The sequence below is a fragment of the Bacillus sp. RIT 809 genome, assembly GCF_016892495.1.
GTDB classification, from domain to species: domain Bacteria; phylum Bacillota; class Bacilli; order Bacillales; family Bacillaceae_G; genus Bacillus_A; species Bacillus_A cereus_U.
Genome location: NZ_JAFEMR010000012.1, coordinates 1 through 25,591, shown reverse-complemented (window position 1 = coordinate 25,591; position 25,591 = coordinate 1). Strand labels below are relative to the sequence as shown.

The following is a 25,591-nucleotide window of genomic DNA, read 5'->3' as shown; positions in this document are numbered from 1 at the left end:
GAGGAGGCAGTTTATGAAAAGAGAAATACCTTTTGGCATAGCAATAATCCCTATTATCATTACAGTTGCAGTTATGATGGTTACAATTGTTGTATTAGAACAAAGCCCTCACGTCCCACTTATTATCGGTACAACCGTTGCTTCGATCGTCGCTTGGCGATACGGTTACAAATGGAATGACATTGAAGAATCGATGTATAAAGGAATTCGCCTTGCATTACCCGCTATCGTTATCATTATTCTTGTAGGTTTAACGATCGGTGCTTGGATTGGCGGCGGAATCGTCGCTACTATGATTTATTACGGCTTAAAACTTTTAACTCCATCACTATTTTTAGTTTCAATTACAATTATTTGTTCTATCGTTGCATTAGCAATCGGTAGCTCTTGGTCTACAATGGGAACAATCGGTGTTGCTGGAATGGGAATTGGCCTAAGTATGGGAATCCCAGCTCCAATGGTTGCTGGCGCTATAATTTCCGGTTCTTATTTTGGCGATAAAATGTCACCGCTTTCAGACACGACAAACTTAGCAGCGGGATTAACAAATACAGATTTATTCACACATATTCGTCATATGTTATTTACTACAATTCCAGGTTTAATTATTACTCTTATCGTCTATGCTTTCTTAGGAAGAAGCTTCGGCGATAACAATATCGATGCAAAAAGCATCGATCAAACGTTACAAGTATTGCAACAAAACTTTGTTATTTCGCCTTTCCTATTAATTATACCCGTAGTCGTTATGGTATTGGTCGCTAAAAAAGTCCCTGCTATACCAGCTATTCTCGTAGGTGTTATTTTAGGATTCTTATCACAAGTCTTTATTCAAGGTGGCTCTGTCTCATCAGCTGTCGGTGCACTCCAAAGTGGATTTGTCATAGACACTGGAAACAAGCTAGTAGATGAACTATTTAACCGTGGTGGCTTAAGCTCTATGATGAATACAGTTTCTATGACAATTGTCGCTATGACTTTCGGCGGAGTACTAGAACATACTGGCATTCTTCGCTCAATTGTAAATCAAATTTTAAAATTAGCGACATCATCAAAAGGACTTATCGCTTCTACCATCGCATCTTGCTTTGCAACGAATCTTACTTGCTCTGAACAATATATTTCGATTGTTGTTCCTTCAAGAATGTATGCAAATGCGTACACAGAAAAAGGACTACATTCTAAAAATTTATCCAGAGCATTAGAAGATGGTGGAACATTAACTTCTGTTTTCGTACCTTGGAATACATGTGGTGTATTTATACTCGCAACACTTGGAGTCGGTGCATTCGAATATGCTCCTTATGCTATATTGAATTTCATCGTACCTATTATCTCAATCATTTATGGTATAACTGGCTTCACAATTACGAAGCTATCTGATATTGAAAAAGCAGACCTACTGAAAAAGCAAAAAGCACAACTAGAAGCTTAAAATTTTTGAAACGAATACAACGGTAAATTTAGCTCATATATTGCACGAGGGCGCCCTTGTTGATAGGGCATTTCCTCGCCGCAAATATTGGCATATCTGTAATCAACTAATTTCTTTAACAGCCTTTCCGTCGATCGCCGAGTCACTTGTAAGTACTCAGAAAGATCCGCCGCTGTAAATTTCAATGATGGATGCGATTGACTAAACTGAATAATTTTTGACAAGTTTGCAGGACTAAGCTTCGTTTCCTTCGCTATTTTCATTAATTCAGGATTATCGTTTTTTAAACTTTGTACTCTCTGTTCTTTCGGGAACGGACCAAATAATTCTTTATCACTTGTTAGTATATAAAAGCAGCTTTCTATCGGATTATTCTTTGCGAAACCTCGAGCGATTTTTGCATTTTGTTCCGCTTCATTTACTGTTTTTCCGTAACCAAATCCAATAGATACTGCGTCTTCTATATTCATAAATAAACGATCTATCGTATTTGTTTTTATACTCAATTCAATATCACCACGAGTTGTATACAAAATAAAAGTCATTTCATCAACTTGTTTAAATGAACCACGTAATTCTTTTGAAATTACATTTAATTTTTCAAGCGAGCTTTCTTGTAACTCTATAAAGGATATAATACAAGCACCAACAGTAGCTGAATGGCTTTTTGCTAACTCAGCTTTTATTTTTGCATCTTTTAACCCGTGTATAATTGATTGCGTCGGGTCTATCATACGCTCTGAAGGAATACCTATTTTTTGAAGTTCGTCGTAGACAGCGTGAATACTAGTTAAAGCTAAATCGACCTCTCCAGATTGATATTTAGCTAAATGAAAATCAATGATGCTCTTAATTTCATCATTACTCCATAACATATTTTCATAATCCATCACTTGCGGCGTTTCTTTCAGACCGATATCATGGAACACATTTGTAATAAACGAACGATCTACTAAATCAATTGAAATTTTATGAGGTTGGATACTTTGATGATATATTATAGAAAGGAGTGAAGATGCGACAGTTGTCTCGTCTTGCTGTAAGTACGTACTTGGAATTCGCAATTGTTCTCTTATTTCTTTTGCCATATAATAAGGTAGGGCACCTGAGAAAAAGATAGCATCACAAGGTTTTAAACGCTTTAATATTTCAGAAGATTCTGCCGGGTGAAGGTAAATATATGGATCAATCTCTATTTCTTCTAGTTTATGAGCAATAGGTAAAAGATTCTCCATAAACTCTTTTGAACCGACAACTGCAATTTTTATCATCATTTTCTCTAACTCCTTATCATTAATTAACGACTATTTAACGTCAACTATATCAAATGTACAAAACCATTGTAAACAGGAAGGGGTCTTTATTCAATGAAAATTACAGCTATTCACCTTTACGCAATTCGTTTACCGCTTCGCGATCCGTTTGTTATTAGTTATGGTTCTTATTCTGATATGCCTTCTATTATCGTCAAAATGGAAACAGATGAAGGTATTATCGGTTACGGCGAAGGCGTTGCTGATGATCACGTTACAGGTGAATCATGGGAAAGTACTTTCCATGTTTTAAAACATACACTAGCTCCTGCTCTTATCGGGAAAAACCCAATGAATATCGAGAAAATACACGATATGATGGACAACACAATTTACGGTGTTCCTACAGCGAAAGCTGCGATTGACATCGCTTGTTTTGATATAATGGGCAAAAAACTAAATCAACCTGTATATCAACTAATTGGCGGACGCTACCATGAAGAATTTCCTGTCACTCACGTCTTAAGTATCGCCGCTCCAGAAAATATGGCTGAAGAAGCAGCTTCTATGATTAAAAAAGGTTACCAATCTTTCAAAATGAAAGTCGGCACGAATGTAAAAGAAGATGTAAACCGAATTGAAGCTGTACGTGAACGTGTAGGAAATGATATCGCGATTCGCGTTGATGTAAACCAAGGCTGGAAAAATAGTGCAAACACATTAACAGCACTTCGTTCATTAGGACATTTAAACATTGACTGGATTGAACAGCCTGTTGTAGCCGATGATATTGACGCAATGGCTCATATTCGTTCTAAAACAGACCTTCCACTTATGATTGATGAAGGACTAAAAGGCTCTCGTGAAATGCGCCAAATCATTAAATTAGACGCAGCTGATAAAGTGAATATAAAACTAATGAAATGCGGCGGCATATATCCAGCTGTAAAACTTGCTCATCAAGCTGAAATGGCAGGCATTGAATGCCAAGTTGGATCCATGGTCGAATCATCTGTTGCCTCTTCCGCAGGATTCCATGTCGCTTTCTCAAAAAAAATCATTACTAGCGTCGAGCTAACAGGACCATTAAAATTCACGAAAGACATCGGAAACTTACATTACGACGTACCATTTATTCGCTTAAACGAAAAGCCGGGACTCGGCATTGAAATAAACGAAAGTACATTACAAGAACTAACCGTCTTTCAAGACGTTGTACGCTAAAGGAGGACTAACACATGACGATTCTTTACGAAGGAAAATTAAAACAAAACAACGATCCATTTCACGTTACATTACTATCTTTAGAACATATGGAACAAATTTTATCATTACAAAACGTTGTAGTTGAAGCGCTAGAAGATAAAGGTCGTTTACAACCACTCTCGCTAGAAGAATTTCAATACATTCTAGAAGGAAACGGAATGATGATCGGTGCCTTTATACAAAACGAGCTCATCGCATTTCGAGCCCTACTAGTCCCTCCTATCGACGATGAACATTTAGGACTTGATATTGGCCTACCAGAAAGCGAGCTACACCGCGTCATCTATCAAGAAATCTCAAACGTTCATCCAAACTGCCGAGGAAATGGTATGCAAAAAATATTAGCCACAGTCATCATGGATGAATTACAAAAAGAAGACAGCAAATACGATTACGTTTGCTGCACCGTTGCACCTTTCAACATTCCTAGTTTAAAGGATAAGTTCGCGCAAGGAATGGAAATTGCTGCGCTGAAGGAGAAGTATAGCGGTAGTATGCGGTATGTTTTTGTGAAGGAATTGCGTAAGGATACCGAAAGAGATTGGACGGATGTTAAAGATATTCCGATGAGTGATGCTAGTGAAAAGCAAGCGTTACTTTCGGAGGGGTATCGTGGATATGAGATGGAGAAAATAGATGGGAATTTCGTTGTGAAGTTTGGACGATAATTCCTACACCCGTAAAAGGAGATGTCCACTGTGACATCTCCTTTTACTTTCTCCTCATTCAATAATTACCTGGTAAATGAGATTATATGAGCGATTTTTTGAATATATTGACCGCAACTCCAAATATATCAGCGATTTTTGAAATATATCGACTTACCGACAAATATTTACAATAATCGCAACCTATATAAAGCGCATTACTAAACCGTCATCTTCCAACTCGATAACGCTAACCAGTTTTCCATTTCCTTATAATCAGGCATTATCTTCCCAACAAGACGCCAAAAAGATCGATCATGATTTAAATGAACCATATGACACATTTCATGAACAACTACATAGTCAATTACCCTCTGTGGTGCCATCGCTAGCTTCCAATTGAATGTTAGTTGTAGATTTGAATCACAAGTTCCCCACGTACGACTACTATCTGTAATACGAATAGAACGCGGTTTTGTTTTAAAGTTGCTTTGATGTGCTTTAATACTCTTTTCTACTAATGCCTTGCACTGTTTATAGTAAAAACGTTTTAAAGCTTGTTGTATTTTCTCATCCTTAAGCTCATTCACATAAATGTGTAGCTTATCCCCTTCAAAAACTGCATTGTCTTGCGTAATACTTGCATCTTGAGAAATCTGTATCGGATACGTACTCCCTAAATACAGAAAGCCCTCTCCTTGATCATAATCCTTTTCCTGTGGTCCAAGCGCCCGCTCCTGCATTTCCTTACGTGTTTTCTGAATCCAATCCCATTTCTCCTCTAGCAACTGGACTAAGTATTCAACAGGTGTCCCTTTCGGAGCTTGCACCTCAACATTTCCGTAAGAATCTACAAAAAGACGTACTGATTTTTTCTTCTTATAAGTTATATGAAAATTAATTGTCTCACCTGAATATGTATGTATCATTTCATCACCTAGCATATTTGTTTATGTTATTTTTATAAATAAAAAAGAGTAGGCTACAAACGACCTACTCTAGCTATTATACCATTTACTGTTTTAACATAAATGTTATAATGCTTATTTCTTATCCTCTATAGCTTACAGCTAATCCCTTTAAGAAATTCCTTGCGTATCTATCACCGCACTCTTTGTAATTCTTATGGCCTTCTTTTCTTAGTAGAGCGCTTAATTCCCCTTTTGTTACGATGACTCCTACGTCTTCTAATATATCAAGCATATCTTCACTTGTTAATGATAGTGCTATCTTCAATTTTTTTAGAACGAGATTATTAACACTTCCATTACTCTTTAAAGACATCGCTTGTCTATCCGATTGCCCTGGTTTTGGATCTTGTTTTCCTCTTTTAAAAGTAATAAAACCATTCAAAAATGACTCTAACATAACATTATTGCATTTTATTTCGTAATCATATTCAACTACATCAATATCATCAACTTCATCATAGTAACTGTTTTTTAATTTTGTCAGCATCTTTCGCACTTCTTCTTTTGTTACTTCAACGCCACCAAGTTTAAATATCTCCACCATATCTGTATCTTTTATATCCAGAGCATATCTTACTCGAATTAATATATCATTATTACTTATAGCCATTGTTTGTCCTCCTGAAATGTTGATTATAGTAATGCTTTTAGCATGTGTAAATGAATGTCGTTAAGTTACTACTTTAACATTTTAGAGGTTGGTTTTGTAGTCTTAGGTGGATTAATGCTTTTGGGGATGATTTTAAAACAGCAACATATGTTGTTTAGGTACTTTTAATTATCCATTTTAACCCAATTGAATTATAATAATACTAGAGTTAATATGGGAGGGAATCAATATTGAATTATCTAATTGGTTATAAAGATGCTGAACGAAACTTCGGACACGAGGACCCAATGCTAACAGAATATACATATGGAGAGTCAGTCAGGATTTAATACCAAAAAGCTCCAAAAAGCACAAAAAAGATGGGGTAATCGTGCAAAATTACGGATGGGAATTTACTATTAATTAACACACTTGAAAATGGACTAACCTGATATAGTTTAGTCCATTTCTTTTTATGCAACTCTAATTTAGTGGGCAACTCAAACATGAATGTTACGCAAAATTCATGTGAAATATATTGATTATGTTTACTTATGTTTTACTTTTTATTTGTGGTTCGGTTCACCGTAACTAATCTAAATAAGGTTATTTTTCATTATTTTCATAATTAAATTTAACTAAAAAAGTAGTGCCTTCCGATCCTGTTTGAATTTCTATTTTTGCATTATGACGGGCAGCAATGGCATAACATATGCCTAACCCCAATCCAGTTCCATTATCTTTGGTCGTGTAAAATGGAGTACCCAGTTTTTCTAATACTTCAGGCTTAATACCTTTTCCTTGATCTCGCACTGCAAGCACCACGCAATTTTGATCTTCCTTGTAGGTGCTAATGGTTAGTACTTTCCTTGCGCTCATCGCTTCTAAGCCATTACGGTATAAATTTATTAATAATTGCCGTATCTCATTGCGATTTAAAAGTAATTCCGGAATGTCATTTGTATCGACTTGAATATATTTATTTTGATTATACGTATCAACCTTTATTAAAGGAATAATATCGTGAATAATTGCATTTAAATCTAACATCTGCAAATCTGATTTCCTTGTATTACCCATTGATAGAAATTCAGTAATAATAGAATTGGCACGATCAAGTTCTTCAATCATTAATTTAAAGTACTTATTATGTTTCTCATAGGTGTTCTCTTCTTTTAATAACTGCAAAAATCCCCGTACTGCGGTCATTGGATTTCTAATTTCATGACTGATACCTGCTGCCATTTGCCCTATTAACTCTATGTTGGATAACCTTTTCAATTCCTGCTCATATTGCTTTTTTTCCGTTATATTTTTAAAAATACAACAAATACCATCATCATATGGGTAGGCAATCACTTCGTGCCAATATTCATCAGAGGTAGAAAGAATTTCGAAGTGCACTGTAGTTCGCTCTGACATTGCACGATGAAATTCCTTATACATAACTGTGTCGACACTACTCCGGAAAACCTCCCATACATTCTTGCCTAATACATCTTTTGCTGTTTTTCTTTGTGGAAAATATTGATGTTTATTTACGTACGTAAATTCCCATTTATTATTCAAAGTAAAGAGTCCATCCGTAATACTTTCAATCACACTTGTAACTTTTTCATTAGCAGCTGCTAGTTCTCTCGTTCGTTCTGCCACCATGCTTTCAAGTTGATCCATATATAACAAGTTTGAAAACGTAGGAGCTGTGGCATCAACGATAGATTTTGCCAGTTGAATTTGAGAATTATCATAATTATGAGCTTTTCCCTCTTCGCCAACGACGATTGCCCCTAATACTTCTCCCATTGAAACCAATGGAATCATCAGTAAACCCTTACTATCTATATTTTTTGTTTGAATAACCCCTTGGATCTTGGCTTCATAGCTTTTCTCCATCCAATCTGCTTCTGTCCAATCACAGTCCGAGCTTAACTTCGTTGTCTTAATCGTTGTTTTGTCTAGCGGGTCTAAAAGGTGGGCAGCCATGTTTTTACTCTCTAAAACCTGTCCTAAGTAAAAAAAACATTTATCAAAACTCTCCTGTATCGAGGAACACATTGATAAATCACGGGTAACATTTAGTAACAGCTGCTTCTCGGCAATAAGGTTTTCTTTTTGTGTTAAATTATTTGCGTTTTGAATTGCGACCGCAGCCATATTTACATAAGCTTCAACACTTTGAATTTCTGAATCTGTTAAATTCATTGGAGTTCCATAATCAAATAGAAAAACCAGACCAAATAACTCTTGCTCAAATGAAATAGGCAGAGCTAATAAGGACTTAATTTTGAACGCATCAACTGGTCTCGGATCTGGCCGATGGTCCTTTGAGGTATCAGGGATATAGATGTTTTTTTTTGTTTCAATAACTTCTTTTGCCAATAAGTCTATTTCAGGATCAATGATCTGAGTATCGAGCGTTACGCCATTGATAGTCTCTGGTTTTCCTGCAAACCCTCTAAACGTTCCATCTTCCTGGGGTAAATAAATTCCAACAGCGTTGCACTTAACAATCTCCTCTGATATCGCTACTGTTACACGCTGCAATACTTCACGTAGTTCTAATTTTGTATTTATTATTTTCGTTATATTCGCGAGCCTAGAATATCTCGTCTGATCACTTAACATTTACATAGCCTCCAATTATAGGCACAATAAAATAAACATGATAATATCAGTGAAAATCAAGACCAACTTGTCATTTCAGATTTTCTCCTGTATTCTTTTCTTACCCTTGTTTTACGTAGAATACCTCACTTACTTATGATACGGGTCACAGTAACTATTCTATGAGCGATTTTGAATACTACTAGTTTTTACATGCTTTTAAGTAAAATTCAAACTTTTGAGCAGCGTCGGATAATGACCCAATAGCATAATATCCTTCTTTAGTGATACCTACACACCCAATTAATGGAGAAGATAGGAAATCTAACATTTGTTTAATTTCCTCTAGAGTCGGAGAAGGTTTTATTTCGCTTTTATGCTTCAATAATAAATATATCTCTCTCGGTTGCATAATTCCTTCTGTTAAAGAATCCTCACTCTCCTCTGATAAACATTGCATAAGTGATTGAAGTAATATACCATCTCGAATTATTTTAGATTGATCACTTTCTAACGGACGAATATCAACTAATCCTTTTTGATTAAAAATTTTTCGATATGACTCTGATTTCAAAGGAACTTCTATATGCATTTTTATCAAATCTTCCAACGTTTCTATATCAAGGAGTGCCACATTATGTTTGGTTGCCCTTTCTATTAATCTTTCTCCTTGGAATTCACGTCCTACTACTAATGAATAATCTGCTTTATGCTTCTTCCTATGATCGACTATTGTATCAAAATTAATTTGACTCTCCGTAATTCCTCCGCTATAAGTCGTTTTTGCATCTATAGCTACTTTATAAGTGAATTTTGGAGAAGTTGGTGCTTGTATTAAAACATCTGTTTTACCAGACCCACCTAACCAATCAGCCTTAAACCCTAGTAAAATAAATGCTTTCGAAAGTACTTCTTCAAAGCGATTGGGATTTGCAGAGTCCCTTGATGAAACTCTTAGTTCATTTAATATTTTTTTTACTGTATCTTCATTTAATTTGCCTGCAATATTTTCATCTAGGTTTAACTTAGGAGAATTATTAAGTTGATAGCAATTTTTAAATCTTTCACAAAAAAGAATACCTCTATTAGTTAGTGTATAAGCACTTACACCATGTTCTTGAATTAAACTAGCATTTTTCAAAATGTGAAGTCTTTTACTGATATTTGAAGAATCTTCACTGGGAAAATTAAAAGAAACCTTCGCTATTATAGCAAGTTCTTTAGTACTTAGTTCTTTCTTTTGCAATTCAAATAATATTTCAAATACAAATGCATATTTTTTATTTACACAACAAGCAAAGTCTAATTCAAAATTATCTTTAGTAAATAGATTACCTAATTCAGTAGATTTATATAACGTTTTTGATATTCTTTCTATAAATCCTAAATGAATTAAAGTTGCTAAATACTGTTTTGCTGAAGTTTCTGAAATGCCAAATGTGCTTGCTGAATATTCTAGAATCACATTTAATTCTGTGGCCTGCTTCACCAAAAATAAATAATCTAATGTAGTAATATGTGCTACTTGCATACTACCTGGAAAGTATCCCAAACCTGTTTTTCTATTATCCAGATCTCGCTTTGAAATTTCGCACATTTCTTCTGCCCATGAAGAAACTATAATATGATTTTCAGAAATTGTTGAGTCAATTTGTTTTTCTAGTTCCTCTTTTTTTACAAATCCAGATATCTCCAAAAAATTTATCCCTAATTCTGTTATAGAGTATGTCATTGAAAAATCCTGATAAATAACTAAATCTAAGTCTTTCAACCAATTCAATCTAGCTAGAATTTCTGATTTTGATTTCCACTCTAATTTATAATCTAATGCAGCATACTCTCTAATATCCTTTATATTTTTAGGACTTTCTTTAAAAAATGCTAATATTTCAGAGATAAATTTAATATTACCATTGAGAATTAGTGCCAAATATAAGTTATCTTTAGTATCCAACCAATATTCTATTTCCTCAGAAGTAACCCATCCTGTTGAAATTTTCTTTACAATCCCAGAGGGTCTTATAGGAATTAGTAAATCCTCCAATGTATTTTTGCTATTACTTCCATCTATTTGAATTTTAGTATTTAGTGGGGTGCCATTTTTCAATTTTTCTAATATTAAGCGTAAAGAATGCGGAAAACCTTTTTCTCCTCTAGGTATGTTAGGCATTGCAGAAACTTTTGTTTCCCAACTTCTATTAATTATGGTGGGTTCAAAACTCATACTTTCCACTCCTATATGAAATATTTAAAGGGGCCTAATCAACTAAGACTAGACTCATTTCTTAGTAAATCAAAAACCCCACTCACTTATGACACGGTTCACCTTAATTAAAATGAAACAAACACTCCTAAAACCGCTCCCCCATCCCCTCTACCTTTCAAAAATTACACTGTTTCACTATTTACAGCCTTATCAACACTAGCCTCAAACTTATCAAGCAACGCACGCACTTCATCAGTTGATTTCGTGTTCATCAATTGATTTCTTAGTTCAGCAGCTCCAGGGAAGCCTTTTACATAAATTTTGAAAAAGCGATGAAGCCCTGTGATTGAGCGTGGTAGTACTTCTGCATATTGATCTTGAAGATCAAGCTGCAGTCTTAGAAGATCAAGGTGTTCTTTACTGCTATGCTCTCTTGGTTCTTTTTCAAAGGCAAACGGATTTTTAAAGATACCTCGTCCGATCATAACGCCATCAATACCATATTTTCCAGCAAGTTCCATTCCAGTTTGACGGTCAGGAATGTCTCCGTTGATTGTTATTAGCGTATTTGGTGCAATGCGGTCACGTAATTTTTTAATTTCCGGAATTAGTTCCCAGTGCGCATCTACTTGGCTCATTTCTTCTCTTGTACGTAAATGAATAGAAAGGTTCGCAATATCTTGTTTAAAAATGTGCGTTAACCAATCCTCCCACTCACTTAACTCTTTAAAGCCAAGTCGTGTTTTTACGCTGACAGGTAGTCCGCCCGCTTTTGCTGCTTGAATTAGTTCTGCCGCAACGTCTGGACGTAGAATAAGGCCACTACCTTTTCCTCTTGATGCTACATTCGGTACAGGGCAGCCCATATTAATATCGATACCTTTAAATCCTAGCTCTGCCATACCAATACTCATTTGACGGAAATATTCAGGATTATCTCCCCAAATATGCGCCACTATCGGCTGTTCATCTTCTGTAAAAATTAAACGGCCACGTACACTTTTCATACCTTCTGGATGACAATAGCTATCCGAGTTTGTAAACTCTGTGAAAAATACATCTGGGCGACCAGCTTCACTTACTACGTGACGGAAAACAACGTCTGTCACATCTTCCATTGGTGCAAGTACAAAAAATGGTCGTGGTAAATCACGCCAAAAATTATCTATCATTTCAAATTCAAATCCTCTCACTATGAATACATCTTCAAACTCTCAATTTATAATTTGTGAAAATCAGCAATATTTATTTTAACTAAAATCGTTGCTGAATGGTATTTTTATAAACCAAAAAGCAGATGGTATAGATTCTCCTATATCAACTGCTTTCCTATTATACCAACTTAAGCCAAGCCACACACTCTACATGAGTAGTATGCGGGAACATATCAACAGGCTGTACTTCCTGTGTTTTATATCCGCCTTCTTCTAGTACTTTTAAGTCACGTGCTAATGTTGCTGGGTTACATGATACGTATACGACGCGTTTTGGCTTCATGTCGATGATTGTGTTTAGTAATGCTTCATCACAGCCTTTACGCGGTGGGTCTACGACCATTGTGTCGGCGATTACGCCTTCTTTGTACCATTTTGGAATGACTACTTCTGCTTCTCCTACGCCAAATTCAGCATTTGTCATGTTGTTTAGTGCTGCGTTTCGGTTTGCGTCTTCGATTGCTTCTGGAACAATTTCAACACCGTATACTTTTTTCGCTTTTTGCGCTAGGAATAAGGAGATTGATCCGATTCCGCAATAGGCATCGATTACTGTTTCGTTACCATCTAATTTTGCGTATTCTAACGTTTTATCGTATAGCACTTTCGTTTGTTCTGGGTTTACTTGATAGAATGAACGTGCTGAAATCGCAAATTTAATGTCACCGATAAAGTCATAAATATATTCTGATCCGTACAGTACTGTCGTCTTATCTCCGAAAATAACGTTTGTACGTTTCGTGTTTACGTTTTGAACAATCGATTTTACTTCTGGGAATTTCGTTGCGATTTCTTCAATGATTGCTTCTTTATTTGGCAGTTCAGCTGTACGTGTAATGAAGACAAGCATAATTTCCCCTGTTACTTGTCCGTAGCGGGCCATTACGTGGCGAAGTGTTCCCTTGTTACGCTCTTCGTTATACGCCGAAATACCGTTTTTTTCACAAATACGTTTTACTTCTTGAATTAATGCATCGTTTTCTTCCGCTTGAATTAAGCATGATTCCATATTAATGATATCATGCGTTCCTTGACGATAGAAACCAGCTACAAGTCCACCTTCACGTTCTCCAATTGGCACTTGTGCTTTATTACGGTATACCCACGGGTTTTTCATGCCAAGTACAGGATGAACAGGAACATCACTTAATCCGCCGATGCGCTGCATAACGTCACGTACTTGTTTTTCTTTCGCTTTTAATTGTCCTTCATATGTTAAGTGCTGAAGCTGACAACCGCCGCACTCGTTGTACACGGGGCATTCTGCATCTTTACGATATGGACTTTCTTGATGAAGCTTCATTAAACGACCAAACGCGAAGTTTTTCTTCACTTTAATAATTTTAATTTGTGCTTCCTCACCTGGTAATCCGTTTTTTACGAAAATAGGATATCCCTTCACTTTCGCAACACCGGCACCATCATGTGTTAAATCTTCAAACACTACATCTATAAACTCGTTTTTTTCAACTGGTGGCGTCATTTTTGTACTCATTTTCCGACCTCTCTTTTTCATAACACTGCGTTACATTTTATCATACTTATATGGTCTATTTCTATTGGAAGAAAAAAAGCTATTGACGATAGTTCTCTAGTAATGTTACGCTACTACTAATTTAATACGGACGATGTTACCTCATATATAGTCGATAATATGGATCGAGAGTTTCTACCCGGCAACCTTAAATTGCTGGACTATGGGGAAAACTAATGAATATTAGCCTATGTATAAAAAGGACTCCTATTGATTAGCTTTCTCTCATAGATGAAAGTGAATCCATAGGGGTCTTTTTTTTATTTTTCAAAAAGGTCAGACATCTTACGTATGACATGAAACTTCCATTACTTTATTTTTAGTAATATAACGAGCGTTTTATGTAAAAACTTTATACGAACTTCTGAAAGGGGCAACTACATGCAATATGTAATGAGCATTATCGGTATTCTTGTCGTTTTAGGTTTATGCTTTGCTTTGTCAAACAATAGAAGTAAAATCAACTTCCGTGCAATTGCTATTATGATTAGTTTCCAAATTTTAATCGGTTGGTTTATGTTTGGCACAAAGATCGGACAGCAAATTATCATCTTCATTAGTAAAGTTTTCAACAAACTAATTAAACTTGGTACGACAGGTGTCGATTTTCTCTTTAATGGAATTCAAAGAGATTTTGTCTTTTTCTTAAACGTATTACTAATTATCGTATTTTTCTCAGCACTACTTTCTATCTTTAGTTATTTAGGTGTTTTACCATTCATCGTTCGTATTGTCGGCGGTGCACTTTCAAAAATTACTGGTTTACCACGCGTTGAATCATTCCACGCAGTAAATTCTGTATTCTTCGGTTCAAGTGAAGCGTTAATCGTTATTAAAAACGATTTACAGCATTTTAATAAAAACCGTATGTTTATCATTTGTTGTTCAGCAATGAGCTCCGTTTCTGCTTCTGTTACAGCATCATACGTTATGATGTTAGATGCGAAATATGTATTAGCAGCTCTTCCGCTAAACTTATTCTCAAGCTTAATCGTTTGTTCGTTATTAACACCAGTTGATACGAAAAAAGAAGACGAAGTGATTCAAAAATTTGATAGAAGCTTATTCGGAGATAGCTTTATCGGCGCTATGATTAACGGTGCGCTTGATGGGTTAAAAGTAGCTGGTATCGTTGCCGCATTAATGATTGCCTTCATTGGTGTTATGGAAGTTGTAAACTACGTAATTAGCGCCGCTTCAGGTGCAATGGGATATGCTGTTACTTTACAACAAATCTTCGGTTATATACTTTCTCCATTCGCATTCTTAATGGGTATTCCAACTCAAGATATCATCCCAGCTGGTGGTATTATGGGTACGAAGATTGTCTTAAATGAATTCGTAGCAATCCTTGATTTAAAAGGCGCTGCTGCAACATTATCTCCACGTACAGTTGGAATCGTTACAGTATTCTTAATTAGCTTCGCAAGTATTAGCCAAATTGGTGCGATTGTTGGTACAATCCGTGCCCTTTCTGAAAAACAAGGAAGCATCGTATCTAAATTTGGTTGGAAAATGCTATTTGCATCAACACTTGCTTCTATTTTATCTGCAACAATCGCTGGATTGTTTATTTAATAAAAAATCACCTTCGCTTAGACAGCAAGGTGATTTTTTTATTATCATCATTTAAGAAACTGAAGAAAACTCTAATGCCTCTTCCTTATTAATAATTTCTCCCTTATATTCACCTTTCACCGAAATATCAATAATTGATTTATTTCCTGTTTCCATTTTCCCTAAAGAAAACATATATATTAAGTCATCTTTTTTTAACATCCATTGTTTTCCGTGCCAAGGACCAGTTAACTTCTGTTCTGGCGATGCCAGTATTTCTCCAAAATATTCACATTCGCCTAGAGATGTTTTTACTGTATTCTTCTCCGTATCAATAACTATATATTTAAGAAGTTTTATACTTTCACTTGAAAAAATCTCTACTTCATGGTCACTTTTTTTCTTGAATTTCAGCTTTCCATCCTTTGTATTAACCAATTTACTTTGATCAATTGCATTTAGTACAAACTCATACTCTTCTTTTGTAACACCGAAATTAGGATGATATGGAAAACTTTTTTTCTCTGCATGCTCTTCTACGTATTTTAAATACCATTCCATATTATTCACTAGATGCTCTCTCATTCTTTGACCAATATTCCCTACCTTTTTAAGAGCATCTGGATCCATCTCTAATGTCATAATATCCGCCGTCACTTCCGCATTCATAAGATGCGGCGGAATATACTCTTCCACACTATTCGCTTTACTCGTTTCACTTTGACAACCGACTATGAATAGCGATATGAGAAGGATATATACTATTTTTTTATATTTCATTTCTATTCTCCACTCCATACATCATTCTTACTTAAATTTATAGCGGTTTTATTATAGTCCAAAACCCTTATATTTTAATATAAACTACTCTACATATGCAAAATTGCATATTAATAAACCTTTCTCTTACTTTAAAATTAACTTAAATCTTTTACCAAAATATACAAATTACAAATGAACAATGTTATAATTTGTAAAAAAATACATTGGAGGATATTATGAAAGCTCACGCCCTTTTCGACTTCTTACACTTACTAGTTTTAAGCATGAAAAGCTATTATGTATGGGGAATACCTATCTATGTCTTTATTATTCCTCTCATTTTTGTAGTAGGTTATATTATTATCAATTCCAATAAGAAACGAAAGAATACATCGATTCAAAGTCATTAATCTATCGCCCTAATAGCTCCTCCTAAAAATCATATTCCCCTCATTTTCTTCAAATGATATGATGAACAAGGGTATATCCCCACCTCTCTTATGGCGGTGGGGATTTTAATGTAAGTATGCAACATAATACACAATAGAAGGTGATTTTATGAGAAAATACGCAGCGATTGCTTTATGTACATCTGCCATTCTAGCAGGATGTAATACTAGCAATGTAGAGCCTAAAAAAGAAAAAAAGGTTCAAGAGGTTAAGAAACAAGAAGAGACGGTGCGGGAACAAGGTAAAATTTCTTATAATCCAATTACGCACGAATCTACAAACGCAAATATTCATATTACAGACATAAAGGATTCTTTAACTGAAGTACAATATAAAATTTGGCGCACTGCTGATGGAAAGGAAAGTGCTAAATCTTTTTCTTCTAAAGAGAAAAAGCAACAATTTACACTTCCCTTTGATATAAAAGAATTTGAAGGAAAACGCGGTGAATATCAAATTGAAGCTACAGGAACAACAGAGGGCGGAAAAACTATTCCACTTACGAAATCTACTATTACTTTCGAGCAAAAAGTTCCTGTTCTTATGTACCACGCAATTGATGATTATCATGGACAAGGTATTAAAGATTTATTCGTATCACCCGCTAACTTTGAAGCACAAATGAAGTATTTAAAAGACAATGGTTATACATTATTAACATTTGAACGCTGGAGCGATATTAATAAAGTAAACAAGCCGATTTTCGTTACATTTGATGACGGTATGAAAAATAATATGAATGCATTTCGCATTTTACAAAAACTAAAAGATGATACTTTTAAACCAGCAGCAACGGAATATATGATTGTTGATAACGTTGATGTAGAAGGCGCCCTTTCTACATCTGAAATAAAAGAAATGGTTGATTCAGGTATTTTTTCTGTACAATCTCATACAGCGAAACATGCAGACTTGCCGAAAATTACAAACTATGACGAAGAGTTAAAAGGATCAAAAGAAAAGCTAGAGAAAATAACAGGTAAGCCTGTTATCGCAATTGCTTATCCATTCGGTCATGTAGACGATAAAGTTGTCGCAGAAACAAAGAAATACTATCAATTTGCAACAACAACGAAGCCTGGACAATTCATTACGAAGGGTGAACCTGATGAGTTGTTAAAAATGAAGCGTGTTCGCATACACCATACAACGACTGTAGAACAATTTGCTTCTTCGATTAAATAACTATTAGAGCTCAATACATTTTGAGCTCTCTTTTTACGTTATATTTATATATATTTTTAGAATTTTCTTGTATTATATATAGTAAGAAATCTTTCAAACTAAAGGAGATTATACATATGTCATTTGAACAAACGTTAGAGAAGTATGCTGCCCTTGCAGTCAATGTTGGTGTTAATATTCAGCCCGGACAAACTTTATCAATTAGTGCACCTCTTGAGGCTGTACAGTTTGTACGCCTCGTTACAGAAAAAGCATATCAATCTGGTGCAAAACACGTATATGTGGATTGGAATGATGAGACGTTAACACGCTTAAAGTTCGATCTAGCTCCTGAAGAAGCTTTCTCTGAATTCCCTTCTTGGAAAGCACATGCTCGTGAAGAGTTAGCAAAAGAAGGCGCTGCATTTATGTCCATCTATGCAGAGAATCCTGATTTATTAAAAGGTGTAGAACCAAAGAAAATTGCAACAGCTCATAAAGTAGCTGGAGAAGCGATGAAAGTATACCGTGATTATGTACAAGCTGATAAAGTAAGCTGGTGCGTAATTTCTGTTCCTACGAAAGAATGGGCTGCAAAAGTATTCCCTGACATAGCGCCAGAAGAACAAGAAACAAAACTATGGGATGCTATCTTCAAAGCTACTCGTGCTGATTTAGAAAATCCTGTGGAAGCATGGAAAGAACATGATGAAACACTACATACAAAAGTAGATTACTTAAACGAAAAACATTATAAAGCTCTTCACTATACAGGCCCTGGAACAGACTTAACAATTGAACTTCCAGAGAAGCATGTATGGGCTGGTGCTGGTAGCTTAAATGAAAAGAACGTACCATTTATGGCTAACATTCCAACTGAAGAGGTATTTACAATGCCACTTAAAACAGGTGTGAACGGCCAAGTGTCTAGCACAAAACCGTTAGCATTTGCAGGTAACATTATCGATAACTTTACGTTAACATTTGAAAACGGACGTATCGTAGACTATAAAGCTGAATCTGGTGAGGAAGCTTTAAAACATTTAGTGGAAACAGATGAAGGTTCTCACTTCTTAGGCGAAGTAGCTTTAGTACCTCATGATTCACCAATTTCAAACACAAATATTTTATTCTACAATACGCTATTTGACGAAAATGCATCTTGCCACCTTGCAATTGGAAATGCTTATGCATTTAACTTAGATGGCGGGAAAACAATGTCTAAAGAAGAACTTGCTGAAAATGGTGCAAACGCTAGTATTACACACGAAGACTTCATGATTGGATCAGCTGAGCTTGATATCGACGGTATTACAGCTGATGGAAGACATGAACCGATCTTCCGTAAAGGTAACTGGGCGTTTTAAGTTAACCATTATAAAAACACATTGGATTACCCAATGTGTTTTTATTTATTCGGCTTCAATTCAAATTTTATCGTTCTATTCTCATGCGTAAACTCAGGCCTGTATGTAGCGATATATGTATTTTCTTTCGTTACATCAAATAGCATTACATCTTGAATTTTTCCATCCGGCGCTACCTTTTTACTAGTGAAACTATCATATTTATACTCTTTAAACTTTGTACCTTTCTTATCTGTAATCTCAAATTCGTAAAATGCAAAAGGTATTTCTTTTTTACTATTATTTTTCACCGTGAAAACAATCCCTAAAATATCATCTTTCTTTTTATCTGTAGTGTAATCTGGATACCCTAATTGAACTGAATCGAGAGTTACTTGCAAACCATCCACGTCCACCGTCTCTCCTATTTTATAAACTTTATCTTGAACGTCCTCTTGTTTACTTTCATCGCTATTTTTAGTTTCTGTGCAAGCACTTAAACTAAAAGCCATGCCACAAATTAAAACAATTCGGCTCACCTTCTTTAACATACCCTTCCCCCCATATGAGACAAGATTTTTATATTTATCCCGCATTAACGGGCAGTAAAACTCCCACCTCAAAATTCAGTTGGAGCAAAGAGGTTAGGTGGGAGATCAACTGCCCGTAAACGCCCGATTGGTGCGGGCTAATAATCAGTGGGGAATGAACAAAACCCCCACTGATTAAAGTTTCACTTTATCATAGCAAAACTCTTTACGTTTTCTTGTCATATTTTGTCGTAGTAATTGCTAACTGCACAAATAGAAAAAAGCTATCTTCTACAAAAGATAGCTTTCATGATGCCGATGACACTTTCAGTCCAATTACTCCTAAAACAATAAATAAAATGCAAAATGCTTGGAATAAATTAATATGCTCTTTAAAAAAGTACACACTAATAATCGTAATAAGAAGTGTCCCTAAGCCCGACCAAATCGCATAAGCAATACTTAAGTTAATCTTCTTTACGACGATAGCAAATATACTGAAACAAATACCGTAAAAGACAAAAATAAGTACACTTGGAACGAGCTTTGTTAAACCGTTCGATAGTTTCATCGCTATCGTTCCAGCTACTTCAAAAATAATTGTTACGAGTAATAATAGCCAATATACCATACTAGAATCTCCTTCTCTGTTACCTTATAGAGATTCTAGTATACTACTTATAGTCCTAACGAAATATATTTAATTTCTAAATATTCCTCGATGCCGAAATGGCCTCCTTCACGGCCGATACCACTTTCTTTAAAGCCACCAAATGGCGCTTGTGCAACTGATGGAAGGCCATCGTTTAAGCCGATAATTCCGTATTCTAACGCTTCGCTAATTTGGAATGCTTGACTAATATCTTTTGTAAAAATATAAGCAGCCAAGCCATATGGTGTATTATTTGCTCGCTCAATTACTTCTTCAACTGTTTTAAATTTAGCAACTGGTGCAACCGGTCCAAATGTTTCTTCATTCATACAGAGCATCGTGTCATTTGCCAATCCAATTACTGTTGGCTGAATGAAATAACCATCTAACTCTGCAAATTTATGGCCACCGTATAAAACTTCTCCGCCCTTTTGAATTGCATCTTCAATATGTTCTTGTACTTTCGAAACTGCATTCGCATCAATAAGTGGACCTACAGTTGTTCCTTCGCCGAATCCATCTCCAACTTTAAGCTGCTCTACAGCTTTTGTGAACTTTCCTGCAAATTCTTCGTACACTTCTTCTTGAACAAAGACGCGGTTTGTACATATACACGTTTGTCCTGCGTTACGGAATTTCGAACCAATTACCGCTTCTACCGCCTTATCTAAATCAGCATCATTCATAACAATAAATGGAGCGTGACCACCTAATTCAAGCGAAACCTTTTTCATCGTTTGCGCAGCGCTAGCCATTAATTCTTTCCCAATTTCAGTTGATCCTGTAAAGGAAACTTTTCGAACGCGCTCATCTTCCATCCACGTATCAGCAATTGCTTTTGCACTACCTGTTACAATATTTATTACACCTTTTGGAATGTCTGCTTCATGTGCTAATTCAACTAACTTCAATGCAGTTAATGGCGTTTGACTCGCTGGTTTCACAACTGCCGTACAGCCTGCTGCAAGTGCTGGAGCTACCTTTCTCGTAATCATAGCAGCTGGGAAGTTCCACGGTGTAATAGCTGCCATAACTCCAACTGGTTGCTTCATAACTAAAATACGCTTATTCGGGTGAGAAGCAGGAATCATTTCACCGTATATTCTCTTTCCTTCTTCTGCGTACCATTCAACAAAACTATTTGCATAATTCACTTCACCAAGCGCTTCTGCAAACGGCTTTCCTTGTTCTCTCGTCATGATTGCTGCAATTTCTTCTTTATTTTCATCAATGAGTGTGAACCACTTTTTTAACTTTACTGCACGATCTGCTGCCGTTAATTTTGACCATGATTTAAAAGCTTCATGTGCAGCATCAACCGCTTGCTTTGCCTCTGTAATCCCGCCCTTTGGTACAGTTGCAAATACTTCCTTTGTCGCTGGATTATTCACTTCGATTTGTTCTTGCAGTGTAATCCACTCACCATTTATATACATCGCCTTTTTCTCTAAGTTTACGAACATCGCTTTTTTATCCAATGTTTTCTTCCTCCTCTATGAACTTCTTAATCTTCCTAGTGGCAGCAGATTGACTTATTTGCAAAAACTCAGCCACTTTATAACTTGATCCATACGTTTTATACGCTTTAAGAATAATATTTCTCTCTACCTCTTCCAACATTCTATAAAGACTTTGTCCGGATTGTTCAACCGTTGTCTCTTGCATAGATAGTGGCAAATCTTCTACCGTTACAAAATCATCAGCAGTGATAACAATTCGTTCAATTACATTTTCAATCTCTCTATTATTTCCTTCCCAAGGGTACCCTACAAACATTTGTAACGTACTAGGAGCTAACTTCACATCACGTCCGTACTTTTTATTAAAATGCTGTAAATAATGATAGATGAGCGGCAAAATGTCTTCTGTTCTCTCCCGAAGTGGCGGAATTGAAATTGGAATGACATTCAGACGATAGTATAAATCTTTCCGAAATGTTCCTTGTTTCACCATCGTACTTAAATCTCTATTTGTTGCCGCTACAATTCTAACGTCCACCTTTTTTAATTCTCTTCCACCTATAGGGCGAAACGTTTTTTCTTGCAATACTTGCAAAAGCTTCGCTTGAATTTCAAGCGGCATTTCACCAATTTCATCTAAGAAAAGGGTCCCTTTATGCGCTGATTCTAATAGCCCCTTTTTCCCTTCACGATTTGCACCTGTAAAAGACCCACCTGAATATCCAAAAAGCTCAGATTCGATTAAATTCGTCGGCAATGCCGCACAATTAATTTCATAGAAACTTTCATTCTTCCGGTGACTCACTTCATGCAAATGGCGTACTAATCGGCTTTTCCCCACTCCAGTTTCACCTAATACGAGAACTGTGCTATCTACCACAGATACTTTTTTTATTGTTTCGATTATTTTTTGCATAGCGATGCTTTTAAAAATAAGCCCTTCATGCTCATATGTTTCTCTTAATTCTTTCTTATATGTCTTTAGCTGATTATCCATTTCCTCTACCTTTTGACGTAATTGATAGAGTTCAGTAAGATCACGAGAATAACTAATCACTCTTCTTAAATTTCCCTCATCATCAAAAACAGGCCTTGTACGAACATGCAAATACTCTCCTGATTTCGTTGTTTGAACAAGTTCAACTGGCCTTTTCTTTTCAATTACTTCTAACGTTGCAGACGGATAAAAAATTCCTTCTTTCTGTAGTTCTTGTACATGCTTTCCTACTAATTCCTTAGCAGAGAGCTGGTAATGTCTTTCACACATACTATTTACACGTACAACGATTCCCTTATCATCCGTAACAAAAATTTCATCAAATGCATATTCAAATACATCTTGTAAATCCATCAACATTCGTTCCTTTTCTGCAACCATTCTAGCCACTCCCTACTTCAAATCCATCGATTCACTTTACTACCTTTATTATAAAATGAATTTTCTGCATTTTATATAGAGTCAGCTAGAATGTTTTCAATTTGTTATTTATACAAATCTATTTATATTTTTCAACACATAATTCGCTGCCTTGAAAAATACATAATGCCATCGCAACCACACCCTCACTTTGTTTTAGCTTGGCATGGGGCAGGAAAAGGGCCTGACCGATTCTATGCATGGCCAGATGCTCTCTTCCGCCTAAAAAGAAAAGCTTTATGCCCTTTTTTAAGTTATCCCAATTTTTTATACACGAGCGATATTTGCTTGCTCATAACAAGCTAGCAATGATTCTTCAATTATTGTTAAACCTTCCTCAAGTTGCTCATCTGTAATAACTAATGGCATTAACACACGAATAACATTTCCATATGTTCCTGCTGATAGTAGAAGTAATCCGCGTTTATTTGCTTCTGCACATAAATTAGACGCTAATGTTTTATCAGGCGCTTTCGTCTTGCGATCTTGAACGAGCTCGAATGCACACATTGCCCCTAAGCCGCGCACATCACCGATGCAATTATATTTATTTTCCATCTCTTGGAATCGGTTCATTACGACTTTCCCTAATTCTATCGCTCTATCATTTAATTTCTCTTTTTCTATTACATCAAGCACAGCTAATGCAGCCGCACATCCTAGTGGGCTTCCTGCATACGTTCCGCCAAGTTCCCCCGGTGCAGACTCATTCATAATTTCTTTACGCCCAATCACGCCGCTTATCGGTACACCAGCACCTAATGATTTAGATACCGTAATTAAATCTGGAACGACATCATAATGATCAATTGCAAAGTATTTTCCGGTACGACTAAAGCCTGTTTGAATTTCATCAGCTACAAATAAAATACCGTGCTCTGAACAAATACTGCGTACTTCTTGAACAAATTTCTTACTTGGAACGATAAATCCGCCTTCCCCTTGAACAGGCTCCATTACAACAGCTGCAATTGTTTCTGGCGCTACTTCTGATATGAAGAAGTTCTTAAACTCTTCAATGATAAAATCATCATACTGCTCTTCTGTTAACCCTTCTGGGCGACGGTATTCATATGGGAATGGCGCTTTATATACTTCTGGAGCAAATGGGCCAAATCCAAATTTATATGGTTTTACTTTACTTGTCATCGTCATTGTCATTAATGTACGCCCATGAAATCCTTTAGAAAATGCGATAATTCCAGGTCTCTTCGTATATTTACGAGCAATCTTCACTGCATTTTCAACCGCTTCTGCCCCACTGTTTAAAAACAGCACTTGTTTATCGAAATTACCTGGCGCTAATGCTGCCAGTTTTTCTGCCAATTCAATATATGGCTCATACATCATCACATTAAAACCAGTGTGAATATATTGATCTACTTGTTTATGAAGCGCTTCTTTAACAGTAGGATGACAATGTCCTACATTAATTGTCCCGATTGCTCCTGCGAAATCAATATACTGGTTTCCATCCACATCTGTTACGAGTGCACCATTTGCAGACTGTACAAATGTTGGAATACCATTACTTACTCCTTTTGGTACTATATTTTGGCGGCGTTCTAATAAAGACGCTGCTTTCGGCCCTGGAATTTGTTCATTTACTTTAGCAAATTTTTTTGTATTCATTGTGTACCCCACCCTTTTCTATACAATGTTTTCTCTTTATATTGCAAAATGTATGCCAACATTCTTTTCCAGCATTCATCCTACGTGCCTTCTATTTCAACATAAAAAATAAGTCTACAGGGACTCATTAAGAGTCCCTGTAGACTTATTTTTCTTACACATTAGACTTTCCTTGCTCCCAAATAAACTCACCTGAATGAGAAATAAAATCCCCAACAGATTGTACTACTAAATCCGCAAGTGGTTCTAAAGTTTGACGATCTCCTGTACCAGATAGTACTCCAATTGCATAGCAATCACCGTTTTTAGCTAAATGTAAATCAGTTGGCGTATCTCCAACGACTGCCACTTCACACGACTCTAAACGAAACTTTTCACAAAAAGATTCTATAATTCTTTTATCCGGCTTTTGTGCTGGAAATGTATCTGAAGCTACAACATAATCAAAAAAGGACTCTAATTGATATTGTTTTAAAAATAATTCTGTTGGTGCAAAATCATCAGCTGTCACAACACCTAAAATAAATCCTCTATCCTTTAAAATTTGTAAAATTCTCGGTAAATCCGCCGTCATTTTCATATAGGAACGGTGCTCGTACATAAGAGAAAATAACTTTTCACTTACCCACTCATGCATCTCCTCTTCCTTAGCTGACGCAATATACTTACAAAGCCCCTTTGCAACATCAAGGCTTGTTCCTGCCGCTATTGCGCTACGAGGGTTCACCAATACCCCTTCCACGCCGATCTCTTTTAATAAAGTAGGCTGCATTGACTTTGGCAGTTCATATAAATTTATACATTCCGCCACAAGTTCTTCAGCCACTTTTATCCAAATTGAATGAAAATCCATTAATGTCCCATCTTTATCAAATAGTATTGCTTTTACCTTCTCCATAGCA

20 protein-coding genes and 1 riboswitch are annotated in these 25,591 nt (G+C 35.9%); of the genes, 6 read left to right on the top strand and 14 right to left on the bottom strand.

Annotated features, from left to right (window positions below; all coding sequences use genetic code 11):
- Positions 1-13: 13 nt before the first annotated feature.
- Positions 14-1,435, top strand: a complete 1,422-nt coding sequence (nhaC, locus tag JTF23_RS14350) for a Na+/H+ antiporter NhaC (protein ID WP_002010164.1) — start codon at positions 14-16, stop codon at positions 1,433-1,435.
- Here nhaC and JTF23_RS14345 read toward each other — a convergent pair.
- Entirely contained in the window at positions 1,432-2,709 is a 1,278-nt protein-coding gene (locus JTF23_RS14345) for a transcriptional regulator (RefSeq protein ID WP_204209054.1), read from the bottom strand. The genes nhaC and JTF23_RS14345 overlap by 4 nt on opposite strands.
- A gap of 93 nt (positions 2,710-2,802) precedes the next feature.
- Here JTF23_RS14345 and JTF23_RS14340 point away from each other — a divergent pair, with 93 nt between their 5' ends.
- Complete coding sequence (locus JTF23_RS14340) at positions 2,803-3,912, top strand: mandelate racemase/muconate lactonizing enzyme family protein (RefSeq protein WP_002201941.1); 1,110 nt, start codon at positions 2,803-2,805, stop codon at positions 3,910-3,912.
- 14 nt (positions 3,913-3,926) lie between these two features.
- Positions 3,927-4,622 carry a hypothetical protein gene (locus JTF23_RS14335; RefSeq protein ID WP_002201942.1) on the top strand — a complete coding sequence of 232 codons (696 nt, stop codon included), beginning with the start codon at positions 3,927-3,929 and terminating at the stop codon, positions 4,620-4,622.
- 200 nt (positions 4,623-4,822) lie between these two features.
- On the opposite strand, the gene JTF23_RS14330 is transcribed toward JTF23_RS14335, so the two are convergent.
- From JTF23_RS14330 to rlmD, 6 genes are all read right to left on the bottom strand, one after another.
- Positions 4,823-5,530 carry a M48 family metallopeptidase gene (locus tag JTF23_RS14330; RefSeq protein WP_002201943.1) on the bottom strand — a complete coding sequence of 236 codons (708 nt, stop codon included), beginning with the start codon at positions 5,528-5,530 and terminating at the stop codon, positions 4,823-4,825.
- A gap of 121 nt (positions 5,531-5,651) precedes the next feature.
- A complete protein-coding gene (locus JTF23_RS14325) occupies positions 5,652-6,182 on the bottom strand; it encodes a YehS family protein (RefSeq protein WP_002010158.1) in 531 nt (176 codons plus the stop codon).
- 585 nt (positions 6,183-6,767) lie between these two features.
- Entirely contained in the window at positions 6,768-8,786 is a 2,019-nt protein-coding gene (locus JTF23_RS14320) for a GAF domain-containing sensor histidine kinase (protein ID WP_204209053.1), read from the bottom strand.
- Between the two features lie 181 nt (positions 8,787-8,967).
- A complete protein-coding gene (locus JTF23_RS14315; protein WP_002201945.1) occupies positions 8,968-10,989 on the bottom strand; it encodes a hypothetical protein in 2,022 nt (673 codons plus the stop codon).
- A 164-nt stretch (positions 10,990-11,153) separates the two neighbouring features.
- On the bottom strand, positions 11,154-12,143 hold the full coding sequence (locus JTF23_RS14310; RefSeq protein ID WP_002201946.1) for a tRNA dihydrouridine synthase: 990 nt from the start codon (positions 12,141-12,143) through the stop codon (positions 11,154-11,156).
- Between the two features lie 160 nt (positions 12,144-12,303).
- A complete protein-coding gene (rlmD, locus tag JTF23_RS14305) occupies positions 12,304-13,680 on the bottom strand; it encodes a 23S rRNA (uracil(1939)-C(5))-methyltransferase RlmD (protein WP_002201947.1) in 1,377 nt (458 codons plus the stop codon).
- A 121-nt stretch (positions 13,681-13,801) separates the two neighbouring features.
- A riboswitch (purine riboswitch) is annotated at positions 13,802-13,903 on the top strand.
- A 197-nt stretch (positions 13,904-14,100) separates the two neighbouring features.
- On the opposite strand from rlmD, the gene JTF23_RS14300 reads away from it, so the two are divergent.
- Positions 14,101-15,297 carry a NupC/NupG family nucleoside CNT transporter gene (locus JTF23_RS14300; RefSeq protein WP_002201948.1) on the top strand — a complete coding sequence of 399 codons (1,197 nt, stop codon included), beginning with the start codon at positions 14,101-14,103 and terminating at the stop codon, positions 15,295-15,297.
- A gap of 51 nt (positions 15,298-15,348) precedes the next feature.
- Here JTF23_RS14300 and JTF23_RS14295 read toward each other — a convergent pair whose 3' ends face one another.
- On the bottom strand, positions 15,349-16,056 hold the full coding sequence (locus JTF23_RS14295) for a hypothetical protein (protein ID WP_002140208.1): 708 nt from the start codon (positions 16,054-16,056) through the stop codon (positions 15,349-15,351).
- 540 nt (positions 16,057-16,596) lie between these two features.
- On the opposite strand from JTF23_RS14295, the gene JTF23_RS14290 reads away from it, so the two are divergent.
- Together JTF23_RS14290 and JTF23_RS14285 are read left to right on the top strand one after the other, a co-directional pair.
- A complete protein-coding gene (locus JTF23_RS14290; protein WP_002201949.1) occupies positions 16,597-17,673 on the top strand; it encodes a polysaccharide deacetylase family protein in 1,077 nt (358 codons plus the stop codon).
- A 116-nt stretch (positions 17,674-17,789) separates the two neighbouring features.
- Positions 17,790-19,019 (top strand): aminopeptidase, encoded by a 1,230-nt coding sequence (locus JTF23_RS14285; RefSeq protein WP_002201950.1) that lies wholly within the window; start codon positions 17,790-17,792, stop codon positions 19,017-19,019.
- Between the two features lie 41 nt (positions 19,020-19,060).
- On the opposite strand, the gene JTF23_RS14280 is transcribed toward JTF23_RS14285, so the two are convergent.
- The 6 genes from JTF23_RS14280 to JTF23_RS14255 form a co-directional block, all read right to left on the bottom strand.
- Positions 19,061-19,549 (bottom strand): DUF4352 domain-containing protein, encoded by a 489-nt coding sequence (locus JTF23_RS14280; protein WP_002201951.1) that lies wholly within the window; start codon positions 19,547-19,549, stop codon positions 19,061-19,063.
- A 286-nt stretch (positions 19,550-19,835) separates the two neighbouring features.
- Entirely contained in the window at positions 19,836-20,159 is a 324-nt protein-coding gene (locus JTF23_RS14275) for a DMT family transporter (protein ID WP_002113527.1), read from the bottom strand.
- 47 nt (positions 20,160-20,206) lie between these two features.
- Positions 20,207-21,658 carry an NADP-dependent succinate-semialdehyde dehydrogenase gene (gabD, locus tag JTF23_RS14270; protein ID WP_002201952.1) on the bottom strand — a complete coding sequence of 484 codons (1,452 nt, stop codon included), beginning with the start codon at positions 21,656-21,658 and terminating at the stop codon, positions 20,207-20,209.
- On the bottom strand, positions 21,651-23,018 hold the full coding sequence (locus JTF23_RS14265; protein WP_002159480.1) for a sigma-54 interaction domain-containing protein: 1,368 nt from the start codon (positions 23,016-23,018) through the stop codon (positions 21,651-21,653). Before JTF23_RS14265 ends, gabD begins: the two co-directional genes overlap by 8 nt.
- A gap of 306 nt (positions 23,019-23,324) precedes the next feature.
- Positions 23,325-24,689, bottom strand: coding sequence for a 4-aminobutyrate--2-oxoglutarate transaminase (gene gabT / locus JTF23_RS14260; RefSeq protein WP_002159481.1), 1,365 nt, complete (start codon positions 24,687-24,689; stop codon positions 23,325-23,327).
- Positions 24,690-24,843: 154 nt separating this feature from the next.
- Entirely contained in the window at positions 24,844-25,587 is a 744-nt protein-coding gene (locus JTF23_RS14255) for an HAD family hydrolase (protein ID WP_002201953.1), read from the bottom strand.
- Between the last annotated feature and the right edge of the window lie 4 nt (positions 25,588-25,591).